Here is a 21,340-nt window from a genome sequence, read left to right as displayed (position 1 = left end):
ACCCCGCCCGAAATAATACTCCGCGCCGGCTGTGTGAGCGCCGAAGAACAACGGCCCCCAGCAGCCCTTCAGGCAGCGACGATCGCCGGACGCAACGTGTTCATCGGTGGGCGATCCGCCAGGGACACCTCGGTGCTCAACGCGGTGAATTCGTCTCCGACCAGAGGGAATTGAGTCAGCGCCGCGCCGGAATCGCGAATTCCGGTGCGGCCCAGCATGGTTCCCATGATCTGACGGCTCATCACGCCGAGATCCGACAACGGGCGGTTGCGGTGGGTGCGCACGCCCAGGTTGACCTGGCCGATGGCGGACATGCCGAGCAGGTCGTAGGTGTCCAGCAGCAGGCCGATCTCGACGCCGTAGCCGGGGGCGAAGGGGACCGCGGTGAGTAGTTCCCGGGTTCCGGCGTATTCACCGCCGAGTGGTTGCAGCACCGCGGACAGGTCCGGGCGCAGGGCCGCCAGCAGGGGCCGGGCCACGAGTTCGGTGACCCGGCCGCCGCCGTTGTGGTCGACCGTCTGGCCCTGTCGCAGCGGACGGCGGTAGTACGCCTTCACCAGATGCATATCCGGCACGGTCAGCAACGGGCCCAGCAGCCGGGGCACGAAGGACGGATCCGGATCGATCAGATCGGAGTCCACGAACGCGATCAGATCACCGGACGTGACCGCCAGCGAACGCCACAGCACCTCGCCCTTGCCGGGAACCGGATCTAGTTCCGGCACAGCCTGTTCGCGGCTCACCACGCGCGCTCCGGCGGCCCGGGCGCGTTCGGCGGTGGCGTCCGTGGAACCGGAGTCCAGCACCACCAGTTCGTCCACGAGAGTGCCCAGCAGCGGCAGGATGCTCGCCACCACATCGGCGACGGTGTTCTCCTCGTTCAGTGCGGGCAGCACCACCGAGACGGTGCGGCCCGCTTTGGCGGCGACGAGTTCGTCGACGGTCCAATCCGGGCGGTCCCAGGTGTTGCTGGTGGCCCAGGTGTTGTCGGGAATACGGTCGGGGTTGGTTGTCATACCAGACCTCGCAGAGTTCGTGCGGGGGGACGGATGCCCTGGATGGCCGCGATCATGTCCACCACTCGCCGGGTCGCGGCGACCTCGTGGACTCGGAAGACGCGTGCGCCGGCCGCGGCTGCCCATGCCGTTGCTGCCAATGTGCCCTCCAATCGCTCTGACAGGCCGACACCCAAAGTCTCCCCGATGAAATCCTTATTGCTCAGCGCCATCAAGACCGGCCATCCGGTATTTACAAGAATGTCCATCGCACGCAACAGTTCGAGCCCGTGATAGGTGTTTTTGCCGAAATCGTGGGTCGGATCGATGAGGATCGAGTCCTTCGCCACACCCGCGGCGACGGCGTTCTCCGCCGCCCGCACCACCGTCTCGGTGACCTCCGTCACCACGTCGGTGTAACGCACCCGATGCGGCCGGGTGCGCGGGCGAGCGCCTCCGGTATGACTGCACACGATCCCCGCACCTGTTTCGGCGGCCACAGCGGCCAGATCGGGATCCGCCCCCGCCCACGTGTCGTTGATCAGATCCGCCCCCTCGGCCACCGCCGCCCGCGCCACCGTGCCGCGCCAGGTGTCCACGCTGATCAACAGCTCCGGATACCGCTCCCGGATCGCCGACACGAACGGCACCACCCGCCGAGTCTCCTCGGCCGCGTCCACCACATCCCCCGGACCGGCCTTCACCCCGCCGATATCGACCAGATCCGCCCCCTCGGCGACCGCCCGATCCACCGCCGCCAACGCCGCGTCGTCGGAGAACGTGGCCCCTCGGTCGTAGAACGAATCCGGCGTCCGATTCACGATCGCCATCACCAGAGCCCGATCCGTCGCCACCGTTTTCCCGCACAAAGTGGGCGACGGCGACGCAGAACTCATACCCAGACTGTACTGGACCGGCTGCTTCGCCTGTCCGGGACTGCAACGCGCCCGGCCGTCTCGCCGGGGCTCGAGCATGCTCTCGGGCTGCCGCCAACTCGCACTTCGGGCTGATGGTCGAGGATGCGCTCGCATCGACGAGCGTTGCGGGACTTGCGTTGTAAGCCAATGGTTTACAGTCCGATCGTCGCTCGGCGTCGCGCAGCGAGCCGCCCAGGCTAGGTCGGGATCGGCGAGTTCAGGATTTGATGGATGCCGAAGGTGAAGCGGGCCTCGAAGTCGCCGGAGCTGAATTCGGGCCAGACGGAGCCGAGGGCGGGCAGCGTTCGTGCGTCGATTTCCGGGGTGTCGTGCCAGGTGTTCGGAGAAGCTTGTTCCTCCTGGACCAGGCCCAGAGTGAAGTAGAACAGGCTCCAGCAGGTCCAAGCCGCGGCGCGGGGAGTGGGCACAGGTCCAGCAGGATGGCGACCAGACGGTCGGCGAAGGTCAGGGTGTTCGGTTCCGCGCGAATGTGCCGGACATGATCAGGGCGCCGTCGCGGTGGTTCAGCATGGCTCGCCGTAGCCGGTGCAACAGCTCGGCCGCCTGCTGAAGGTTCTCGCCCGCCAGGTCGTCCAGGTCGACCTCGCCGACGATGGCGTCGGACATCAGTTCCAGCAGACGGTCCTTCGTGCGGATGTGCCACAGCACCGTATTCATGCTGACGCCGAGTTCGGTCGCGATCGCGCGGGTCGAGAGTCTGCCCGCGCCACCGGCGTCCAGGACGTCGAACGCGGTCGCGACGACCCGGTCCACGGTGAGACCGGCCTTCGCGCGGGATATCCCTTGCCTCTTGGTCACTGACAGAGGATGCTCTCGTGGAGCGACTGTCCGGCCTGGCGGTCCGCTATTCCGTTGCGCCGCAGTCACATCCGTTGACCGGTCGGCGTGCCGCGAACCTGGAACTCTCCGACCGGGACAGGCTTTTCCCGCTCCTGGTCGACGGTCACTACGCACTGATCGACTTCGGGCGGTGCGATCATCCCGTCCTCGACGACGTCGAATTCGGTGACGCTGTACGGCACATCACCCGCTGCCGGGTCGCTCCCGGCGCGCGGCCCCAGCCGGGTGAGTGGCGTGAGGTCAGCGTCGCGCTGATTCGGCCGGACGACTATATCGGCTGGGCCTCAACGGAATTCGACGCATCGGCCTCGAGTGGGGAGATCGGTCGGGCAGTGCGCGGGCACACACCGCGTGTCATCGGGCCTCTCGAGACTCATGCCCGGGCCCGACCGTTGGGCGGTCGGATTTCGGGGTGTGCTCGCAGGCTTGCCCATGTGCTCGCAAATCGGTCGGCGGGTCTCGAAGACGACGTAGGCGGTAACGATGCGATCCTGACGGTCAACCAGGCTGAGGGGGTCGCTCGGAGCAGCGATGCGATAGGGGGTCCCTCCGCCGAATCGTCTTCGTGCTGCGAGATCGGTTGTCGCACTCCGAGGAATGACCGCGGATGCGCGGCGGTGCTTCCGTCGTTATCGCTCGTGGCGGTAGATCGGCGTCAGCAGGTCCGCCTCGAGCGGCTCACCGGTGTTGCGGTCGTAGCGCACGCCGACGACGGTGGAGAACGGGTGGGTGCCGGCGCGTTCGTGCAGAGTGGCTAGGCGGGTGGCGAGGAGGCGGATCGCGCCGAGGGAGCCGGGCGGATGCAGTCCGTCGATGAGCAGCACTGTGCCGTGGCTGTCGGGGCGGTGCAGGCGGGCCAGATAGGCGATGTCGTACGGTTCGGTGCCGCCGGGGCGGTAGACGCGGCGGGCGGCACGGTCCTCGATACCGCGACGCACCCGTCCGGCTCGGGCGATGGTGCGGCGCAGGCGAGGATCGGCCCCGGCCAGATAGCGCAGGCTGGGCGAGAGCTCCGGGCCGCCCAGGACGATGAGTCCGTCACGTTCGAGGTCCAGCGGCCGGCCGGGTAGGAAACGTTCGACGGTCACTGTGAAGCCCAGTTCACGCAGTAATTCCTGTAGTCGGTGCGGTGCCGTGGCATCGGGTGCGCCGACCAGCGGCGCGGTGCGGGTGGTGCTGCGCACCTCGGGGGTGAGGATGGTCAGCGGGCCGTGGCCGAAGAACAGGCCCTCGGGCACCGGGCCCTGGGTACTCACCTGATGGATGCGGGCGCGCGAAAGTCCCGCGGCCGCACCGATTCTGGCGAAGGTCCAGCCTTCGGCATGCAAGTCTCGGATGACCGCGCGCCGGATGCGCGTGAGCTCGTTGATGGTCTGTTGCGCTTGGGCAACTCCGTCGGTGGCCGCCTTGAGGCGTTCGACCTTGTCATCGATCGCGAACACCCGTGCCACCTCATCGGCCGACATGTGCGCAGTCTAGATAGCTCGACAGCGGTATGTGTCTAGGCCGCTTGACGTGGTAATTCCGTCCGGCGCCGCCCGTCGGGCCTCTACCTTGCCGAACGTTGCCGGGCGACCGCCCGGTCCGGCCCGAAATCGTTATGTTGCGTCGAAATCGATGGGTGGCTTCTCGTTGTGTCCCAGCGGCTTCGGCGGGGACGCCTCCGGTGAGGTGTACGGCGCAGCCGACTCCGGCGACGTGCTGCCCGGCTTGTCGAAATTGCCGGTGAACAGCGAATCGTCCCCGTTCAGCAGGTGTTTGGTCACCATCGAACGCGGCGTCATCCCACGCAGCTCGTCGAGCGGCCTGCGCAGCTCGTTGAACTCGTCGAGCGGTTTGCGCAGCTCGTCGAACTCCGGACCGAGTTCACTGCGCAGCTGGCTGGTGGCGCCGCTGGCGTAATCGCGCACCTGCCGCAGACTCTGCGCGGTCCAGCGGATAGCCCCGGGCAACCGTTCCGGCCCGAGCACGACCAAGGCGGCGACCACCAGGATCATCATCTCGGGCCAGCCGATATCGAACATGAGACCAGGTTACTGGGGTGGCTTGGGTGCGTTCCGGTCGGATTCCAGCGTCACCGGAATCGTGACCTGCCGACCGTCCCGCACGACATGGAAATCGACCTTCTGACCGATCTGCTGGGACATCACCGCGACGGTGAGTTCGGCTTGCTCGGTCACCTCGCGATCACCGACCCTCACCACCACGTCACCCTCGGTCAGACCGGCCTTGGCCGCGGGGCTGCCGGCCACCACGTCCGCGATGGCCGCGCCGCTGAGCGTGTCGTTCTCGACCTGCTTGGTCTTGGCGCTCACCCCCAGCCATGGGTGTTCGATCGTGTCGTGGTGGATGATCGTCTGGGTGACCCGCTTGACCAGGTCGACCGGGATCGCGAAACCGAGCCCGACCGAACCGCCGCTCTCACTGCGGATGGCCGTGTTGATGCCGATGAGCCTGCCCTGACCGTCGACCAGCGCACCACCGGAGTTGCCGTGGTTGATCGCCGCGTCGGTCTGCACCGCGTCGAACGCGCCGGCGGTGTCGTCCCCGGCCTCCGGAGTCTCCACCATCGCGCGATGCAGTGCGCTGACGATGCCCGCGGTGACGGTCTTCTGCAGACCCAGCGGTGAACCGATCGCGAGCGTGGCGTCGCCGACGTTGACGTCGTCGGATTTGCCGAGCCGGGCGACGGTGAGGTTCTTGACGTTGTCGACCTTGAGCACCGCCAGGTCGGTCTTGGGGTCGCGGCCGACCAGCGAGGCCGGTACCCGGGAACCGTCGGAGAAGGTCACCTGGATCTTGCCGTGATTGGTCTTGTCCATCGCGACCATCGAGATCACGTGATTGTTGGTGACGATGTATCCGCCGCCGTCGATGATCACGCCCGAGCCGAGCGCGCCGTTGTCGCCGACGGTCTCGCGGATCTGCACCACCGAGGGCATCACGGCGTCGACGACCTTGGACACCGAACTCTGCGGCTTCCCCGACGCGCTGTCCTGGGCCAAAGTGACTTTTTTGGAGGTCAGCACCGAGGTGGCCTCGGCCGTGAGCCGACCGACCAGACCACCGGCCAGGCCGATGACCAGCGCGATCGCAGCGAGAATGGCCAGGGCCTTGGGGGCGACGCGGCTGCCGAACAGGACCTCGCGAGCGGTGAGCTTGATGCCCGGGCGCAGCCGAGCGGGCTCCGGAGTGCCGACCGCGGGTGCGCCGAGCCGGGCCGCGGCCTCCGGGTCGCGCCACGGGTCGGCGGGCGGTGGGGGTGCGGCGGAGTCGCCGGTCGCGTCGGGATCGCGCTGGAGTAGCTCGTCGGAGCCGGCGGGACGTCCGAATGCCTCGGCCAGCACCGCATCGGGCGGCCGGTTCACCAGTTCGGGTGCGGCGGCCTGCTGCTGCGGGGTGGCGGGCTGTTCCGCGAAGGGGCCGCTCTGCCCGTCGGGGCGGCGGAACGCGCGAGCGGTGTGTTTGTCGACCTCGGGCCGGAAAACCGGCCGCGGGCCGAGTACCGGCGCGTCCGACGGCCTCAGGTTCCCTCGTGCGATCGCGGAATCCGGCGCGGACGACTGCTCGGCAGGCCCGTCCGTCGCGGATTGTGATCCGGTGTTCGTCGATTCGGTGTTCACGACGGCACCTCGCTAACGCTCGACCCCGCCGCGCCCACGCGGTGCTGTGCTAGTGGTTCACTCCGCTGCGCTCCGTTCACGTCATGAACTCTACTTGCGCCACCAACCGGTCCATCGCCTGCTGTCGGAACTCAATTCGCGGTCCGTCGAAGAGGCGAAACGGAACGAATCCGCGCGCAGGCCCAGGAAACTCGCGCCGCGGGACATATCCTCCACGTGATTTCCGGTGAGGTCCGCCAGCGGAATCCGGCTGAGCGTGTCGTGCAGATCGTGCGGCGCGGAAATCTGCATCTGGGCCGCCTGGCGCAGGACCACGCGGGCCTGCTGCTGCGCCTCGACCTCCGCGGCGCATTCGGAGCAGCGCGCCAGATGTTCGGCGGCGCGCAGGTAGGGGTTCATCCGCAGCTCACCGTCCACGTAGGCCGCGATGGCCTCGCTGGCCAAATGTTCGGTCGGAGCGAAGCGAGGTCGGCGTTGGGGCGCTCTACCGGCCGCGTTACCCGAATCGCGCTCCTGGCCACTCATACGGTGCACACACCCTTCCGACCTGACAACAGCTGGCACCAACAGAATTTTCCGCCGTCGGCGACGGCCGTAAATTACCCGACCTTCTCCGCGGCGGCGAACCGCGGCTGAGATCCATTATGCGCAAGGTACTCCCGCAGCGCTTGACGCCCGCGATGGATGCGACTGCGCACGGTGCCCAATTTGACGCCGAGCGTGGCGCCGATCTCCTCGTAGGACAGGCCCTCGATATCGCACAGCACGACCGCGGCGCGGAATTCCGGCGCGAGCGCGTCGAGCGCGGTTTGCAGATCGGGATCCAGCCGGGAATCGTGATAGGCCTGCTCGGGATCGGGGCCCTCGGAGGGCACGCGGTCGTAGTCCTCGGGCAGTGCCTCCATCCGGATCCGGTTGCGGCGGCGCACCATGTCCAGGAACAGGTTCGTGGTGATGCGATGCAGCCAGCCCTCGAAGGTGCCGGGCTGATAGCTCTGCAGCGACCGGAAGACGCGGATGAACGTCTCCTGGGTGAGATCCTCGGCGTCCTGCGGATCGCCGGTGAGGCGGTACGCGAGGCGGTAGACCCGATCGGCGTGTTCGCGGACCAGTTCGTCCCAGCTGGGCATCATGGCGCGATCGCCGGTGGCGTCGAAGGCCGCGGTGCCCGACAACGGATCGGGCTCGGCGAGTTCGGCCTCGACGGCCTCGTCGGGGTGGGCGGGAAGCGCGACAGGGTCGCTGCCGTCCGCCGCGGGCAGGGGATAATCGGCCGAGGCGCCGTCGATCGGCAGACTCGACTCTGGCAGGGTGGCGAACTCACGCGCCGCATCGACCATGTGGATGGGGTTACCTCCTACTCGGGACCGTGCCCCGACGCCAACACGACTCGTGTCGTGTACGGGTACAACCGTCGATACCTCTCGGGTTGTTCCCGGCGCCGGTCGACGATCGGTCGGCCTTTGCGTAGTGCTTACTAAACTTGGTCCCGATGTGGCCGTGGTATGGGGAGCCTGAGCGACACCTGAGAAAAACTGCGGGTCGCGTCGCCGGGCCGTCCCGGTGATCCGCGATTAGCCTCATACGCGTGAGCGTCATACCCACCGCATCGGCTCTGCAGCGCAACCTCGCGTACGTCGAGGAATCCGTGGTCGAGGACGAGGTTCTCCTCGCCGCGCGGGAACGCGCCACAGAACTGGGCGCCGCGCCCGTGCCGCCGTCGGTGGGCGCGTTGCTGAGTATGTACGCCCAGTTGCTGGGTGCGCGGGCGGTGGTCGAGGTAGGCACCGGCGCGGGAATCAGCGGTCTGTGGCTGCTGGACGGCATGCGCGAGGACGGCACGCTGACCACGATCGATTCCGAGCCCGAACATCAGCGCGCGGCCCGCGACGCGTTCCGGACCGCCGATATCGCTCCCGCGCGCACCCGCTTGATCAACGGCCGTGCCCTGGACGTGCTGCCCCGGCTCGCCGACGGCGCCTACGACCTGGTGTTCATCGATGCCGCCCCGCTCGAGCATCCGCAGTACGTGGAGCAGGGGGTGCGGCTGTTGCGCGAGGGTGGCGCGATCATGCTGCACAACGCGTTGCTCGGCGGCCGGGTGCCCGATCCGGCCCAGCGCGACGCGGGTACGCAGGCGGTGCGCGCGGCCACTCGCGCGATCGCCGAGGACCCGCGGTTGACGAGCGTGCTGATCCCGCTCGGCGACGGGCTGCTCTGCGCCTCGCGCGGATAGTTATCACAGGTCACGGCCCCGGTCGTGGGTCGTGTCGAACAGTCGTGAACACGGCACACCGGAAATTCGGGCGAACTCTTGCGTGACGATTGAACGCGCGTTTAGTATATTGAACATGTGTTCAAAGGAGTCGCCGTACCGGAAGGATCCCCCGAGGATCTGAATACCCGCGCCCGCATCCGCGAGGCCGCGATGACAATTTTCGGAGAGCAGGGTTTCGGGGTCGGGGTTCGCGCCATCGCCGCCGCGGCGGGCGTGTCACCCGGTCTGGTCAACCATCATTTCGGCTCCAAGGACGGGCTGCGGCAGGCATGTGACGACCATGTCCGCGAGTTCATCCGCAGGGCCAAGATGGACTACATGAGCAACCCTTCTCCGAAGGGGCTGTTGCAGGCGTTGGCCGAGGTCGAGGAGTTCGCCCCGTACCTGGCCTATCTGATGCGCAGCTTGCAGACCGGCGGTCCGCTGGCGCTCGAGTTGTTCGAGCACATGATCGCCGATGTGGAGGCCTATCTGAAGGTCGGGATCGAGAACGGCTCGCTGCGGGCCCCGCTGGACCTGAAGGCGACCGCTCGCTTCATGGGCTTGCAGAACGGCGGGGGGTTCCTGCTGTTCATGCAGCTCTACCTCGCCCGGCACGACGGCGTGCCCGACTATCCGAAGATGTTGCGGGAGTACACCGACGTGATGATGCTCCCCGCGATCGAGCTCTACACCAACGGTCTGCTCACCGATTCGATGGCGCTGGACACGCTGCTGTCCGAGCGCGAAACCACTGAAGCGCAACACATTTCACCCACGAACCAATCCGGCGCGGAGGGCTGATTCTCCGGGGGACCCCGCGGAGTCGCGGTCCGCGCCACGAACACAGGAGATCCGATGTCATCGGCAATCGTCGTCCGGGAGCTGCACAAGCACTTCGGACCGGTACGTGCCCTCGACGGTCTCGATCTGGACGTCGCCGAGGGGGAGGTGCACGGCTTCCTGGGCCCCAACGGCGCGGGCAAGTCGACTACCATCCGGATTCTGCTGGGCATTCTGGCCCGCACGTCCGGCACCGCCGAGGTGCTGGGTCGCGACCCGTGGACCGACGCGGTCGCGCTGCATCGCGATATCGCTTATGTCCCAGGCGATGTCACGTTGTGGCCGTCGCTGTCCGGCGGGGAGACCATCGATCTGCTCGCTCGGATGCGCGGCGGCCTGGACGCCGAGCGCCGGGCCGAGCTGATCGAGCGATTCGAACTCGATCCGCGCAAGAAGGCGCGCACCTATTCCAAGGGGAATCGGCAGAAGGTCGCCCTGGTCTCGGCCTTCTCCTCGCAGGCCCGGCTGCTGCTGCTGGACGAGCCCACCTCCGGCCTGGATCCGTTGATGGAACAGGTATTTCGCGATTGCGCTCGCGAGGCGGCCGAACGCGGCGTGACGGTGCTGCTGTCCAGTCACATCCTGTCCGAGGTCGAGGCGCTGTGCGATCGGGTCACCATCATTCGCGCCGGAAAGACGGTGGAGACCGGCTCGCTGGCGCAGATGCGGCATCTGAGCCGCACCTCGATCAAGGCCGAATTGACCGGCGACCCAGGTGATTTGAGCCGCGTTCCCGGCGTGGAGGACATCAGCATCACCGATCACACGTTGAGCTGCCAGGTCGACAGCGAACATCTCGGCGAGCTGATCCGCGTGCTCGGCGACGCCGGCGTGCGGAGTCTGGTCAGCCAGCCGCCGACGCTGGAAGAGCTGTTCCTGCGGCACTATTCGCTCAACGGCCAGGATTCCCGCGATCTCGCGGAGGCGGCGAAATGACCACCGCAACTGTCGCCGGACCGATCGGCCACGCCGAATCATCCGGTGTCGCATCGGAATTCACCGGTACATGGCGGCTGCTGCGGCTGTATCTGCGGCGCGATCGGATCGTGTTGCCGCTGTGGGTACTGCTGCTGTCGCTTCCGCTGGGCAGCGTCTACGTCAAGAGCACCGAGAAGGTGTATTCGACCCCGGATCAGCTGGCGCACTTCGCGCATTCGATCAACACCAGTCCCGCCCAGCTGGCCATGTACGGGCCGGTCTACAACACCACATCCGGCGCGGCCGCCGGGCTGTGGAAGGCCGGGATGTTCTTCACCATCATCGGCATCGCGACCATTCTGACCGTCATCCGGCACACCCGCGCGGAGGAGGAGACCGGTCGCGAGGAGCTGCTCGCCTCGACTCGGCTGGGCCGGTTGGCCAACCTCACTGCCGCGCTGCTGGTTTCGTGTATCGGTGCGCTGGCCACCGGTCTGCTCGCGGTGGTCAGCATCAAGGGTGCGGGCGTTGATGCGCACGGGGCCTTGGCATTCGGGCTGGCGCTGGCCGGATCGGGCATGGTGTTCGCCGCCGTCGGCGCGGTGGCCGCCCAGTTGTCCGCGAGCGCCCGGACCGCTCGCGGGATCGCCTTCGCCGTGCTCGCGGCGACCTATGTGCTGCGCGCGGTAGGCGACGCGCGCGCCGCCGCCGGGCCTGCCAGTGTGCTCAGTTGGCTCTCGCCGCAGGGCTGGTCGATCCAGGTGCGGGCGCTGTCGGGGGATCACTGGTGGATTCTGCTGCTGCACGTCGCGACCACGATCGTGCTGATCGGGGTGGCGTATTCGCTGCTGCGGCGGCGGGACATCGGCGCCGGGCTGATCGCCGAACGTCCCGGTGCGCCGACGGCCACGGCGGCGCTGTCGGGACCGCTCGGGCTGGCCTGGCGGTTGCAGCGCGGCGCGCTCGTGGCCTGGGCTGTCGGGCTCGGCCTGTACGGGCTGGTCATCGGCAGTGTCGTCAACGGCATCGCGAACGAGGTCGGCGGCAGCAAATCGGTGCAGGACATCATCGCTCGCATGGGCGGGGCCAGTGCGCTCGAGGACGCCTTCATCACGACCGCGTTCACGCTGCTGGGCCTGGCCGCGGCGGCGTACGCGATATCGTCCACGCTGCGCCTGAATACGGAGGAATCGGCCGACCGGGCGGAGATCGTGCTCACCGGCGCGGTCGGCCGGATGCGCTGGGTCGCCTCGCATCTGGTGTTCGCGCTGCTGGGACCTGTTGTGCTGCTGCTGGTCTCGGGTGTGCTGGGTGGTCTGGCATACGGTATCGCCGCGCACGACGTCAGCGGGAAACTGCCGCGGGTGCTGGGTGCGGCGCTCGTGCAACTGCCTGCCGTCTGGTTGTTCGCCGGTGCCGCCGTGCTGCTGTTCGGGGTGCTGCCGCGCTGGGCGACGGTGGCGTGGGGCGTGTTCACCGCCGGGGTGGCGCTGTTCCTGCTCGGCTCGATCGCCGGTATGCCGCAATGGGTTCTGGACATCGACCCGTACAGCCATCTGCCGAAACTGCCCGCGGAGCCGTTCGCCTGGACTCCGGTCGTCGCCCTGGTGGTGATCGCCGCGGCGCTGATCGGGTTGGGGCTGTACGCCTTCCGTCGACGCGATCTTCGCTGAGAGTTCGCCCGCAGATTCCATCCGATACGCCCCCAGCCACGGCCGGGGGCGTATTCTGCGACGGATCGCTCGGAGTTCTGTGCAACCACCTTCCCGACCGTTACGAGCTGAAACCGCCGCGCAGCCGGTCGAGTGGTCACGAGGGGTGACGCAGCGTGATCGAATTCGTGGAAATCCAGGACGAACTCGGCGAGCACATGCCCGGCGGATTCATCGGCCCCCTACTGATCGCCTTCTGCCTGGTGATAGCCGCCGCCCTCGTGGTCCTACTCCTGGTCAGCGGCGCCCACTTCAACGACCAGCAATCCTCGGTCCTCACCACCCCCGGCACCTGTGCCCCCTTCTGCGCCGCGGACCCCACCGCCACCCCCTCCCCGGCCCACCCGAGCTGAGCGGCTCTCGGCCGCCCGGCCATCCCGATCCGCCCGGACCGGTATCGCCTGTGGGGTGGGCCTGCTCCACGCATCCGAGCCGACCTGCATCCCCGCCGATCTCGCGAGACCGCAACACTGGTCAGCCGCGAACGATATTATTGGGGCGCTGCGCGATTCGTTTTCGGGGGCGACATCGCAGCACGGGGAGGTGCCTGGAATGTCCGGTCCGATCGTCGTGGATCCGAAGGTGTACTACGCCGCGGCCAAGCAGCTACAGACCTTGGCCACCGAGTTCTGCGGGGCTGTCGGCAAGGTCCTGGTTTCCGGATTGCGAGCCACCACGGGTATGGCAGGAAACATGCCCACGGTGACCGGGTGGGCATCCGCATACCAGCAGCACAGCGGTGATGTCCGAACAGTTGTGATCGCTTACGCAAACGCGTTGCAGCACTTCGCCGATGTGCTGAATGTCGCCGGATACAACTGGGACGAGGCGGAATTCAAGGCCGATCGGAACCCGAAGGGCCCCGAGCCCCAGCGGCCGACGTTGTCGAGCACCGCTGCACTGAGCGACGGCAACGTCGCCGAAATCCCGAATCCGATCGGGGACAACGGACCGGGTATCGTGCTCGCACCCGCCGGGTTGCAGGCCAACTTCGTCACAGGTGTTCCGAACGGCCGACTCGGCCTGCTGGCCGTGGCCGCCGCCGCGTGGGAATCCTTCGCGAACTGTGACGAGGTGCGACTCGCTCCGGTAACGCTGCAGGCGGCGACCAATTCCTTCAGTGGGATACAGACGCCGGAAGTCGACGACATCACCGAAGGTCTCGGTAGTTTGCAGGGGCTGATCGAGGACATCTGGACCGTATCGACAGAGTTGTCGACCGCTTTGAAGACCTATCACGACGATCTCGACGGATTACGGAAGAAAGTGGTCGCTGCCGCGCCGGGCGCGTTTCCCGATGCGAAGGTGACGACCTCGACCGATGACGTATCGATCCATATCGATGTGGACGGCGATCTCGGCGCTGTCCAACTGTACAACGCGGGTTCAATCTTCGACAAGACGTATTCTGACGATCCGCTCTACGATTTTCTGCGTAAAACCGACTTCGTGGAACCGAAGATCTTCTCCACTCTGTCGAAGGTCAAGGCTCTCGCCGAGTTGCCGATTCCAGCCGAATCGGGCAATCAGACCGATAACGCCGTGCTGAAGGGCGAGATCGACCGGATTGCGACCTGGGAGACCCCCGGGCAGACGCTCACCGCGGCTGACCTGAATGCACTGGGCGACATCAACCCTCAGGTCAAGACCTGGATCGCGGCGTCGGTGAAGTATGGTAATGCCGCCGGGGTCGATCCTCGGCTGGTCATGGCGGTCGTGCTGAACGAGGGTGCGACGCGTACCCTCCAGGGCAAGGGCGAGAACTATGATGACTTCCGATTGCTGACCAGCGGTTTCCGGGACAATTCTCTGGGGTTGACGAATATGAAGGAAGGGCCGTTCAACAGCCTGAAGAAGGCATACCCTGCTCAGTTCGGCAACGCGAAATGGTCCGATCTGGACGGGAACGAAGACCTCGCGATCAAGGCCACCACGTACCGATTGAAACAGATCCAGGATCAATACGCCGGTCGTGTGAGTCCGCAGATGCGTGCCGAGGTCACACGCAACGAGTTCCTTGCTGCGGTCTACAATTCAGGGGATAGCAATGCGCAGAATTATCTGGAAAGTTCGAGACTGGGGAATGCAGTAAAACCGTACGTCGGGCGAATCGATCAGAATTATGTTCGGCTTCAACACGTTATGTGCGATAGTGGGGCTTACACATGCAACTGATTGCCGCCGCTCGACGGAGTCGGTTGCCGAGTGTTGTTCTGGCAGTGTTTGTTACGATTGTGGTCTGCGCATCCTGTAAAATGCGACTCCCTACTACGGCGGATCATCATCTGGATGGGGTTTCTGTTCGTGGGTATACAGAGATTGGTGATTCCCCTCAGGATGCAGGTGGGAGCAGTGATTCCATCACTGGCGCCACGAAATATTACATCGGCCCGGTGATCAGCGGTGATGTCCGTTCTGTGGTGACAGCAGGTGATGTGATCCTCGAGCCGCCCAAACAGCCAGTCGTGTTATCGGATACCACGTTGATCGCCATCGGCAATTGGCCGGATAAAGACGATTGCGTCCTGATAGTTGACCGTTGGACATCGGCTCCGGACAGTTCGTGGAAACTGAGCGCGCAGCAGCGCGACGAACTCCGAACCGGGAAGGCCGAGGCGGTGAAAATTGCTGTCACCTGTGGGGGGTGAAGCCTGCCGCGGCGGTGGACGAGACCAGAGCGGTCGGCCGCCGCCCCGAGCGCTGTTCTGCCACGTGAACCTCAGCGGCACACCCGCCCTGACCAGCATCGCCGACCGATCTCGAGCCACCGCCCACCCGATTTGGCTCGAACCGATACGATTGGGGCAGTGTGCGATTCGGTTGTGGGGTGATGGGCAGTGGTGATCCAGCGTGCAATTCTTATCGAGGTCATGCCGCGCGGGTGGATCGTGCTCGTCGCGGTGGTCCTCGGTTTCGCCGTCTTCGTCGCCCTCCTGGTCATGCTCCTGGTGACCGGCGGCTTCGGCAGCCACCACTCCACGACCCCGACCCCCACGCCGACCCAGGGCACCTGCTATCCGTTCTGCACCGCGGGGCCGAATACACCTCCGCCGGGCTGGAAATAGCCGGCTGCGAACACCATTGAGAATCAGGTGGCTGCGAACACCAATGAGTCGGCGAGTGTCGGGGATATCGTCGCCGCGGCTCGGATCAGAGAAACGTAAGCGGGTCGTAGCGCCGTCGGTTTCGTTCGGATCGCTGTGATCATCCATTCCGCTGCGGCAGAGGGGCTCAGAGCGGGCAGACTGCGGTAGTCGGCGGTCGGTGCGGTCATCGGTGTGTGCACGAGCGGAAAGTGCAGTGTCGTCACATGAATGCCTCGCGCGGCGGTCTCTGCGGCGAGGCTTCGCCCGAATGCCGTCAATGCTGATTTCGATCCGTGGTATGCGGCGAACTTCGGCATGGTTCCGGCTGGAACTCCCCAGGTGGCCACGTTGATGATGTGGCCACGACCGCGTTCGAGCATCGATGGCAGCAGTGCGAGTGTGAGTCCGACGGGGCCGAAGTAGTTGACGGCCATCGTCCGTTCGAAATCATGAAGGCGACCGAATGATTCATCGACGGTTCGCCGGATGGAACGGCCTGCATTGTTGATCAAGATATCGACGCTGCCACAGCGGTCGGTGATCTCGGCGGCCAGCTGTTCAACTGCTCGCGGATCGGTGAGATCGCAAGCCAGCGCATGCGCTCGACCACCGGCGCGGACGACCTCGTCGCGAACCAGATCCAGCTCTGCCTGCCGCCTGGCGACCAGCACGATCTCGCCGCCCAACTCGGCCAGACGTGTCGCCGTCGCGCGTCCGATGCCGGACGATCCGCCGGTGACAACGATCCGCTTACCCGAAATCGGTTCGTCGGCCGAGAGTCTGATCCGCATCGCCGCGCGCCGTGCGGAGGGGAGCGGCCTGAGCAGCGCGCCGATCATCCAGGTCGGCATCTTCACGGCCACGAGCACCTCCATGTCGGTTTCAGATCAATACTGACCCTAGCTCTGGTCGGTTCTTAATCGCAACCGACTAGCCGGCCTTTGTTTCGGGGATAGGGTGACCGGATGCTCGATGAAGACAACGGCTCCGGCATCGCTCATGGACGTGTCGATTCGGTCGAGGCCGCGCTGGATCAGGTCGGTGACCGGTGGACGTTCCTGATCCTGCGCGAGGCGTTCTTCGGGGTGCGACGTTTCACCGACCTGTGCCGCAACCTCGGCGTCGCGCGAAATGTGTTGGCGGAGCGACTGAAACGACTCGTCGACAACGGCATTCTCGAACGACATCGGTACAGCGAGAAACCCCTGCGCGAGGAGTATCGGCTCACGGAGAAGGGGCTCGACCTCTACGGGGTCACGGTGGCGCTGATGCGCTGGGGTGACCGCTGGTGTGTCAGCGAGCCGCCGCTACGCCTGCTGCACGGCGACGACGGCGGTCGTATCGAGCAGGTCCTGCGCTGCGAGTGCTGTGGGCGTGAGGTCGACGTGCGTCAAGTCAGGTATGAACGGTGAATTCGCCTGCGCCGGGCGGGAATCAGGTCGTTACGGCTTGCGCGCGACGCCCGCGTAGAACGAAACCTGGGCGTCCAGGTCGTCTCTGCAACAGTGCCGACCGAGGGCCCGCTGTCGATGCAGTGGAATCCGTTGCGGGTAAAGACCATTTGATCAGCCACGGCCCATGCGATGAAAGCTGTTGCGGGCGCGGTTTGTTCGATCCGCGGATCGCCCCGGCCGGAGACTCGGCGGTCACTCGCGGCGGTTTCGGCGGCGGAGGTTGTGGGAGCGGGGTTCTCGGCTGTCGAGTTGGTGGGTGAACAGGGGGTTCCAGGTTATGACGCTGTGGATGCCCGATTGGGCGGCGTCGGCCAGGAGGGTGTCGAGGTCGGTGAAGTCGAGGTGCGCGAGGGTTGGTGTGAAGATCGCTTCCGCGTCGGCGCGGTGCGCCTCGTGCAGAAGACGTGACATGCGGTCGGGATCGGCGTGGCCGAAGACGATCGTCTTCGAATGGACGTACCCGAATCGTTTTGCCAGCGACCGCAACTGATTCTCGTGCCAGGTCTGGTTCAACTTCGATATGTCGCGCCTCAGGTATGAAATCGCAATGGGGACAGTCCAATCCCTGTTTGTTGGGAACATGCCGTACAGCGAATCACCGGATGTACAGTGGCGGCATCAGATCTGGGGGATTCAAGGCAGATCTTGTGAAAACCCAGAGACCCGATCGCATCATTCGCGGGGTTAACTCACTTTTCGGTTCGGTTTCAATCACTTTCGCAGGAGGTACGAGCGGTATGACCGGTAACGACGAACCTTCGACGCTGCCTCGGCGTCAGCTCGGGCGCTTTCTTCGCAAGGCGCGCAACGAGGTCGGGTTGTCCATTGAACGAGTGGCTGAGCTGGTGGAACTCAGTTCCGCCGGTTTGCAACGCATCGAGTCCGGCAAGGTGAAGAAGGTTCGCGTGCGGGATGTTCAGGCGCTCTGCGAGGTCCTCGAGGTGGATTCGGATGATGCTGAGCGTGCGATCGAGCTGGCCAAACAGGCGCAGGTCAAGTCCTGGTACAGCGCATTCAGCGGTTTGTTCTCGGACAACTTCAACATGTTTGTCGGACTCGAAGCCTCTGCGCGCCAGATTTTTTCGTATCACGAGCATGTGCCTGGGTTGTTGCAGACAGCGGCGTACGCGCGGGCGGTGTTCAGTGCTTACCCCGGCTATGTCGGCCAGGATGATGTCGACCGACGAGTGGAGTTGAGACTGAAACGACAGGCCATCGTCACTCGCAAGACGATGCCGGTGAATCTCGAAGTGGTGCTTCATGAATCAGCACTGCATCGCGTCGTGGGAAGTCAGCGAGTTATGGCAGCACAGCTCCGGCATCTGGCCGAGATTGGCAAATTGCCGAACGTCTCGATCCGCATCCATCCTTTTGCGGCTGGATGCACGTGGGGAATGCTCCATGGCCCCTTCGTGATTCTGGAATTCGGTAATGACGCCAAGGGCCGCCCGTTGGAGCCGCCTCTCGTCTTCCTCGAGAGTCAGATGAGCAACGATCTCTACCTCGAGAAGCCCGAGGATGTTCGGCGCTACCATGAGCTTGCTGAGGACATTCGGAAGACAGCACTGGACGAGGCGAAGTCGCGAGACCTGCTCAGGCAGGTGGCAAGGAGCTATTCGGCGTGAATACTGATCTACCTGGCGTGAACTGGTTCAAGAGTAGCTATAGCAGTAGCCAGAGCGAATGTGTGGAGGTCGCATGGCTGAGCGACGGTCAGGTCGGTGTGCGTGACTCGAAGAACCCGACCGGGCCTGCCTTGACCTTCGGTCCGGCCGAGTGGGATGCCTTAATCGCGTCCGTGCATGGCTGAGGGCTTGATTCTCTTTCCTGACAAAATCTTTCGTGCGAACTGACGGCCTCGCTCCACGCCAGACGTCGAGCGAGGCCATCGCTCGTTGGAGGTCGAATTTGCGCTGGAATCCGCGAATTCTTGTACACCCCAATGTTGTTCGTCGACGTCCCGGGTCAGCGGCCGTAGAGTCGATCGAGGCCGATCAGTTCGACATCCGGCCGCGACTTCGCGGTCTTCGTTCGAATCATCGGTTGTAGCGTTGATCGAGTGCCGAACCGGTTCTCTCCATCACCACCGCCACGTTCTGCTTCGCCGCCGATGGTCTCGCGCGGAACTACTCGAAGACCTCGCCGATAGTGGTCGCGGACAGGATCTTCAAGGTCCAGCTCTGGAGCTGGTCCGGGTCAGCAGCGTGGATGTGGTCCTCGACGTCGGTCGGGACGTCACCGAATTTTGCCGTGAGCAGACTCAGCAGACTTTGTGTCAGGCCCTCGACCCGGCCCTTTTCCAGACCTTCAGCGCGGAAACGTTCTGCGGTTGTCACGGCTACCTCCTTGGCTCGCGGCCCGAACTGATCGATCAGCTCCACGAAGTCGTCATCGTCGATGTCGCCGACCTCGACGATGTATCCGATGATATCGCGCAGGTCGATCATTCCGCCGGGCTCGTTTTCGAGGTTCTGGAACTTCTCGATCACCGGCGCAAGTGTCTGCACCAGGTCGGGATTTTTACTGGCGCTCTTGTGCAGCGCGAACACCAGCAGTGCTGCGGCCGGGATCGGGCGCTTGGCCAGCTCGTCCAGCGAGATGGCAGCGATATCGTCGACGATGATGTCGAACGTCGGCAGATACCGGGTCAGTGCCGCCCGCGCGTCCTCGGCCAGCGCGAACATATCTGCGAACTGCGTCGAGTATCTCCAGGGTTGATTCCGCGGCCCCGAATTCACCACCACCGGAAGGATCACCGGTAGCGACGTCGGTACCTTCTCCGACCGGTCCACGTACTGGCGCCAATGCCCGAACATGTACTCACCCATCCGGAATGTCATCAGGGGGTCCGGACGGCTCTGATGCTCGACATGGATGTACATGAGGGCCTCGGCGCCATCGAATCGTGTCTCGACGAACAGGTCGGTCTGGCGGCATTCCAACCCTGGGGCTACCAGGTCGTTGGGTATGTACCGCCACACACTCCAGTCGATTCGCATCACGAGCTCCGGCGGGAGTGCGATCTGTAGCTCACCGGCAAGCTGGCCGTCGCGCTGCATGATGCTGCGGAACAGCGCGTCGTGCGGATTCGATGGTTGGACCCCCATGTTCGGCAAGCTACCCGCCACCACCGACAACTTCGGTCTCGATACCGGCGAGTCTCCGCGGCACGTCCGAACACCGCCGACAAGTCACGTGCCGGGACGCCGCCGAGGACTTCGGTGAGGGTGTGGGACAACGGATTTTGCACTGGCAATAGCGAATTCCCTTACACCCAAACACCTTTGCCGACCGTCACCACACCCCCGTTGCTCACCGCGAAACGCTGGCGGTCCCGTTCCAGGTCGACGCCGATGATCTCGCCCTCGCCGACCATGACGTTCTTGTCCAGGATCGCGCGGCGTACCACCGCGCCGCGGCCCACGCGGACGCCGGGGAGCAGGACGCTGCCCTCGACGGTCGCGCCGTCCTCGACGAACACGTTCGAGCTGAGTACGGAATTGCGGACCGTGGCCGCGGACAGGATGCTGCCGGAGCCGACGATGGATTCCTGGGCCAGGCCGCCCTGGGCGAATTTGGCGGGCGGGAGGTTTTCCGCGGCGCCGCGGATGGGCCAGTGGCGGTTGTAGAGGTTGAAGACGGGGTGTACCGAGACCAGGTCCATGTGGGCGTCGTAGAAGGCGTCTATGGTGCCGACGTCGCGCCAGTAGCCGCGGTCGCGGTCGGTGGAGCCGGGGACGTCGTTCTCGGCGAAGTCGTAGACGCTGGCCTCCCCCTGGGCGACCAGGTTCGGGATGATGTCGCCGCCCATGTCGTGATCGGAATCCGAATCGTCGGCGTCGGCGCGGATCGCGTCCACGAGGGTTTTGGTGGTGAATACGTAGTTGCCCATCGAGGCGAAGGTCATATTCGGGTCGTCCGGGATGCCGGGCGGATGGGCGGGTTTCTCCAGGAATTGCGTGATCCGGCCGGACTCGTCGGAATCGATGCAGCCGAACGCGCTCGCCTCACTGCGCGGCACCCGGATTCCGGCCACGGTCACCCCGGCGGCGGAATCGATGTGGTGGGCAACGAGTTGTTCGGGGTCCATCCGATACACGTGATCGGCGCCGAACACGACGATGTAGTCGGGATCCTCGTCGTAGATCAGGTTGAGCGACTGCATGATCGCGTCGGCGCTGCCGGTGTACCAGCGCGGGCCCAGCCGCTGCTGCGCGGGCACCGGGGTGATGTATTCCCCGCCGAATCCGGACAACCGCCACGTCTGCGAGATGTGCCGGTCCAGCGAATGCGACTTGTACTGGGTGAGAACGCATATCCGCAGATATCCGGCATTGACCAGATTGGACAGCACGAAATCGATCAGCCGGTACGCACCCCCGAACGGGACCGCGGGTTTGGCGCGATCCTTGGTGAGCGGGAACAGACGCTTGCCCTCACCACCGGCGAGCACGATCCCGAGTACGTGCGGCTGGCTCCTCACGAGTCCAACCTACAGCCCGAGGGCTGGACGGGTGGTGATGACGAAGGTGAACGATTAGGTTGGACCGGTGAGTTCCCGTGTCGTGAGTGAGCTTGCGAGCGAACCATCAACACAGCGCGCGCCGCGCACGACGGAGGCGAGCGTCAGCGAGGCGCAGTCGTGAGCGGCGAGCCCCAGGAACGTGACCGGCT

At 65.2% G+C, this 21,340-nt stretch carries 24 protein-coding genes and 1 pseudogene; 12 read left to right on the top strand and 13 right to left on the bottom strand.

Annotated elements, in window-relative coordinates:
- Positions 1–68: 68 nt before the first annotated feature.
- The 4 genes from NM2_RS12265 to NM2_RS51535 form a co-directional block, all read right to left on the bottom strand.
- On the bottom strand, positions 69–1,016 hold the full coding sequence (locus tag NM2_RS12265; protein WP_067667716.1) for a glucosyl-3-phosphoglycerate synthase: 948 nt from the start codon (positions 1,014–1,016) through the stop codon (positions 69–71).
- Complete coding sequence (folP, locus tag NM2_RS12260) at positions 1,013–1,891, bottom strand: dihydropteroate synthase (RefSeq protein ID WP_067667714.1); 879 nt, start codon at positions 1,889–1,891, stop codon at positions 1,013–1,015. Before folP ends, NM2_RS12265 begins: the two co-directional genes overlap by 4 nt.
- Positions 1,892–2,109: 218 nt before the next feature.
- Positions 2,110–2,340, bottom strand: coding sequence for a hypothetical protein (locus tag NM2_RS51540; protein WP_245717975.1), 231 nt, complete (start codon positions 2,338–2,340; stop codon positions 2,110–2,112).
- 37 nt (positions 2,341–2,377) lie between these two features.
- Positions 2,378–2,731 (bottom strand): TetR family transcriptional regulator, encoded by a 354-nt coding sequence (locus tag NM2_RS51535; protein ID WP_245717974.1) that lies wholly within the window; start codon positions 2,729–2,731, stop codon positions 2,378–2,380.
- Between the two features lie 17 nt (positions 2,732–2,748).
- On the opposite strand from NM2_RS51535, the pseudogene NM2_RS52960 reads away from it, so the two are divergent.
- Positions 2,749–3,012: pseudogene (locus NM2_RS52960) on the top strand (hypothetical protein); the annotation flags it as partial.
- 390 nt (positions 3,013–3,402) lie between these two features.
- Here NM2_RS52960 and NM2_RS12250 read toward each other — a convergent pair.
- From NM2_RS12250 to sigE, 5 genes are all read right to left on the bottom strand, one after another.
- Positions 3,403–4,239, bottom strand: coding sequence for a hypothetical protein (locus tag NM2_RS12250; RefSeq protein ID WP_067667712.1), 837 nt, complete (start codon positions 4,237–4,239; stop codon positions 3,403–3,405).
- Between the two features lie 132 nt (positions 4,240–4,371).
- Positions 4,372–4,797, bottom strand: a complete 426-nt coding sequence (gene tatB, locus NM2_RS12245) for a Sec-independent protein translocase protein TatB (protein ID WP_067667710.1) — start codon at positions 4,795–4,797, stop codon at positions 4,372–4,374.
- A gap of 9 nt (positions 4,798–4,806) precedes the next feature.
- Entirely contained in the window at positions 4,807–6,396 is a 1,590-nt protein-coding gene (locus NM2_RS12240; RefSeq protein ID WP_067667708.1) for a S1C family serine protease, read from the bottom strand.
- A 90-nt stretch (positions 6,397–6,486) separates the two neighbouring features.
- Complete coding sequence (locus tag NM2_RS12235; protein WP_067667706.1) at positions 6,487–6,921, bottom strand: zf-HC2 domain-containing protein; 435 nt, start codon at positions 6,919–6,921, stop codon at positions 6,487–6,489.
- 74 nt (positions 6,922–6,995) lie between these two features.
- The gene (gene sigE, locus NM2_RS12230; RefSeq protein ID WP_084530825.1) at positions 6,996–7,736 is read right to left on the bottom strand and encodes an RNA polymerase sigma factor SigE; all 741 of its coding nucleotides are present in this window, start codon (positions 7,734–7,736) and stop codon (positions 6,996–6,998) included.
- A 257-nt stretch (positions 7,737–7,993) separates the two neighbouring features.
- Here sigE and NM2_RS12225 point away from each other — a divergent pair, with 257 nt between their 5' ends.
- The 8 genes from NM2_RS12225 to NM2_RS12195 all read left to right on the top strand — a co-directional run bounded on the left by NM2_RS12225 (position 7,994) and on the right by NM2_RS12195 (position 15,191).
- Positions 7,994–8,632: an O-methyltransferase gene (locus NM2_RS12225; RefSeq protein ID WP_067667894.1), complete on the top strand. Its 639-nt coding sequence runs from the start codon at positions 7,994–7,996 to the stop codon at positions 8,630–8,632.
- A gap of 117 nt (positions 8,633–8,749) precedes the next feature.
- Positions 8,750–9,457, top strand: a complete 708-nt coding sequence (locus NM2_RS12220; protein ID WP_067667704.1) for a TetR/AcrR family transcriptional regulator — start codon at positions 8,750–8,752, stop codon at positions 9,455–9,457.
- 54 nt (positions 9,458–9,511) lie between these two features.
- Positions 9,512–10,432: an ABC transporter ATP-binding protein gene (locus NM2_RS12215; protein WP_067667698.1), complete on the top strand. Its 921-nt coding sequence runs from the start codon at positions 9,512–9,514 to the stop codon at positions 10,430–10,432.
- Complete coding sequence (locus NM2_RS12210; RefSeq protein WP_067667697.1) at positions 10,429–12,087, top strand: ABC transporter permease; 1,659 nt, start codon at positions 10,429–10,431, stop codon at positions 12,085–12,087. Before NM2_RS12215 ends, NM2_RS12210 begins: the two co-directional genes overlap by 4 nt.
- A 155-nt stretch (positions 12,088–12,242) precedes the next feature.
- A complete protein-coding gene (locus NM2_RS12205; RefSeq protein ID WP_067667695.1) occupies positions 12,243–12,479 on the top strand; it encodes a hypothetical protein in 237 nt (78 codons plus the stop codon).
- A 199-nt stretch (positions 12,480–12,678) separates the two neighbouring features.
- Positions 12,679–14,301 carry a hypothetical protein gene (locus NM2_RS12200; protein ID WP_067667693.1) on the top strand — a complete coding sequence of 541 codons (1,623 nt, stop codon included), beginning with the start codon at positions 12,679–12,681 and terminating at the stop codon, positions 14,299–14,301.
- A complete protein-coding gene (locus tag NM2_RS48950) occupies positions 14,292–14,774 on the top strand; it encodes a hypothetical protein (protein WP_157121046.1) in 483 nt (160 codons plus the stop codon). Before NM2_RS12200 ends, NM2_RS48950 begins: the two co-directional genes overlap by 10 nt.
- 189 nt (positions 14,775–14,963) lie before the next feature.
- Positions 14,964–15,191 carry a hypothetical protein gene (locus NM2_RS12195; protein ID WP_067667691.1) on the top strand — a complete coding sequence of 76 codons (228 nt, stop codon included), beginning with the start codon at positions 14,964–14,966 and terminating at the stop codon, positions 15,189–15,191.
- A gap of 23 nt (positions 15,192–15,214) precedes the next feature.
- Here NM2_RS12195 and NM2_RS12190 read toward each other — a convergent pair whose 3' ends face one another.
- Complete coding sequence (locus tag NM2_RS12190) at positions 15,215–16,051, bottom strand: SDR family oxidoreductase (RefSeq protein ID WP_067667891.1); 837 nt, start codon at positions 16,049–16,051, stop codon at positions 15,215–15,217.
- 126 nt (positions 16,052–16,177) lie between these two features.
- On the opposite strand from NM2_RS12190, the gene NM2_RS12185 reads away from it, so the two are divergent.
- Complete coding sequence (locus NM2_RS12185) at positions 16,178–16,624, top strand: winged helix-turn-helix transcriptional regulator (protein ID WP_067667690.1); 447 nt, start codon at positions 16,178–16,180, stop codon at positions 16,622–16,624.
- Positions 16,625–16,858: 234 nt separating this feature from the next.
- On the opposite strand, the gene NM2_RS12180 is transcribed toward NM2_RS12185, so the two are convergent.
- Positions 16,859–17,179 (bottom strand): hypothetical protein, encoded by a 321-nt coding sequence (locus NM2_RS12180; RefSeq protein WP_067667689.1) that lies wholly within the window; start codon positions 17,177–17,179, stop codon positions 16,859–16,861.
- Between the two features lie 224 nt (positions 17,180–17,403).
- Between NM2_RS12180 and NM2_RS12175 the strand changes: the two genes are divergently transcribed.
- Both NM2_RS12175 and NM2_RS12170 read left to right on the top strand, forming a co-directional pair.
- A complete protein-coding gene (locus NM2_RS12175) occupies positions 17,404–18,291 on the top strand; it encodes a helix-turn-helix domain-containing protein (RefSeq protein ID WP_067667688.1) in 888 nt (295 codons plus the stop codon).
- Complete coding sequence (locus NM2_RS12170) at positions 18,288–18,476, top strand: DUF397 domain-containing protein (RefSeq protein ID WP_067667686.1); 189 nt, start codon at positions 18,288–18,290, stop codon at positions 18,474–18,476. Before NM2_RS12175 ends, NM2_RS12170 begins: the two co-directional genes overlap by 4 nt.
- 316 nt (positions 18,477–18,792) lie before the next feature.
- On the opposite strand, the gene NM2_RS12165 is transcribed toward NM2_RS12170, so the two are convergent.
- Both NM2_RS12165 and glgC read right to left on the bottom strand, forming a co-directional pair.
- Positions 18,793–19,773 (bottom strand): Rpn family recombination-promoting nuclease/putative transposase, encoded by a 981-nt coding sequence (locus NM2_RS12165; protein WP_067667683.1) that lies wholly within the window; start codon positions 19,771–19,773, stop codon positions 18,793–18,795.
- 161 nt (positions 19,774–19,934) lie between these two features.
- A complete protein-coding gene (gene glgC / locus NM2_RS12160; protein WP_067667681.1) occupies positions 19,935–21,149 on the bottom strand; it encodes a glucose-1-phosphate adenylyltransferase in 1,215 nt (404 codons plus the stop codon).
- Between the last annotated feature and the right edge of the window lie 191 nt (positions 21,150–21,340).

Source organism: Nocardia miyunensis NBRC 108239, from assembly GCF_001613065.1.
Lineage (GTDB): Bacteria > Actinomycetota > Actinomycetes > Mycobacteriales > Mycobacteriaceae > Nocardia > Nocardia miyunensis.
Note: the sequence above shows the minus strand (reverse complement) of the source record. Positions and strands in the feature narration are given on the sequence as shown.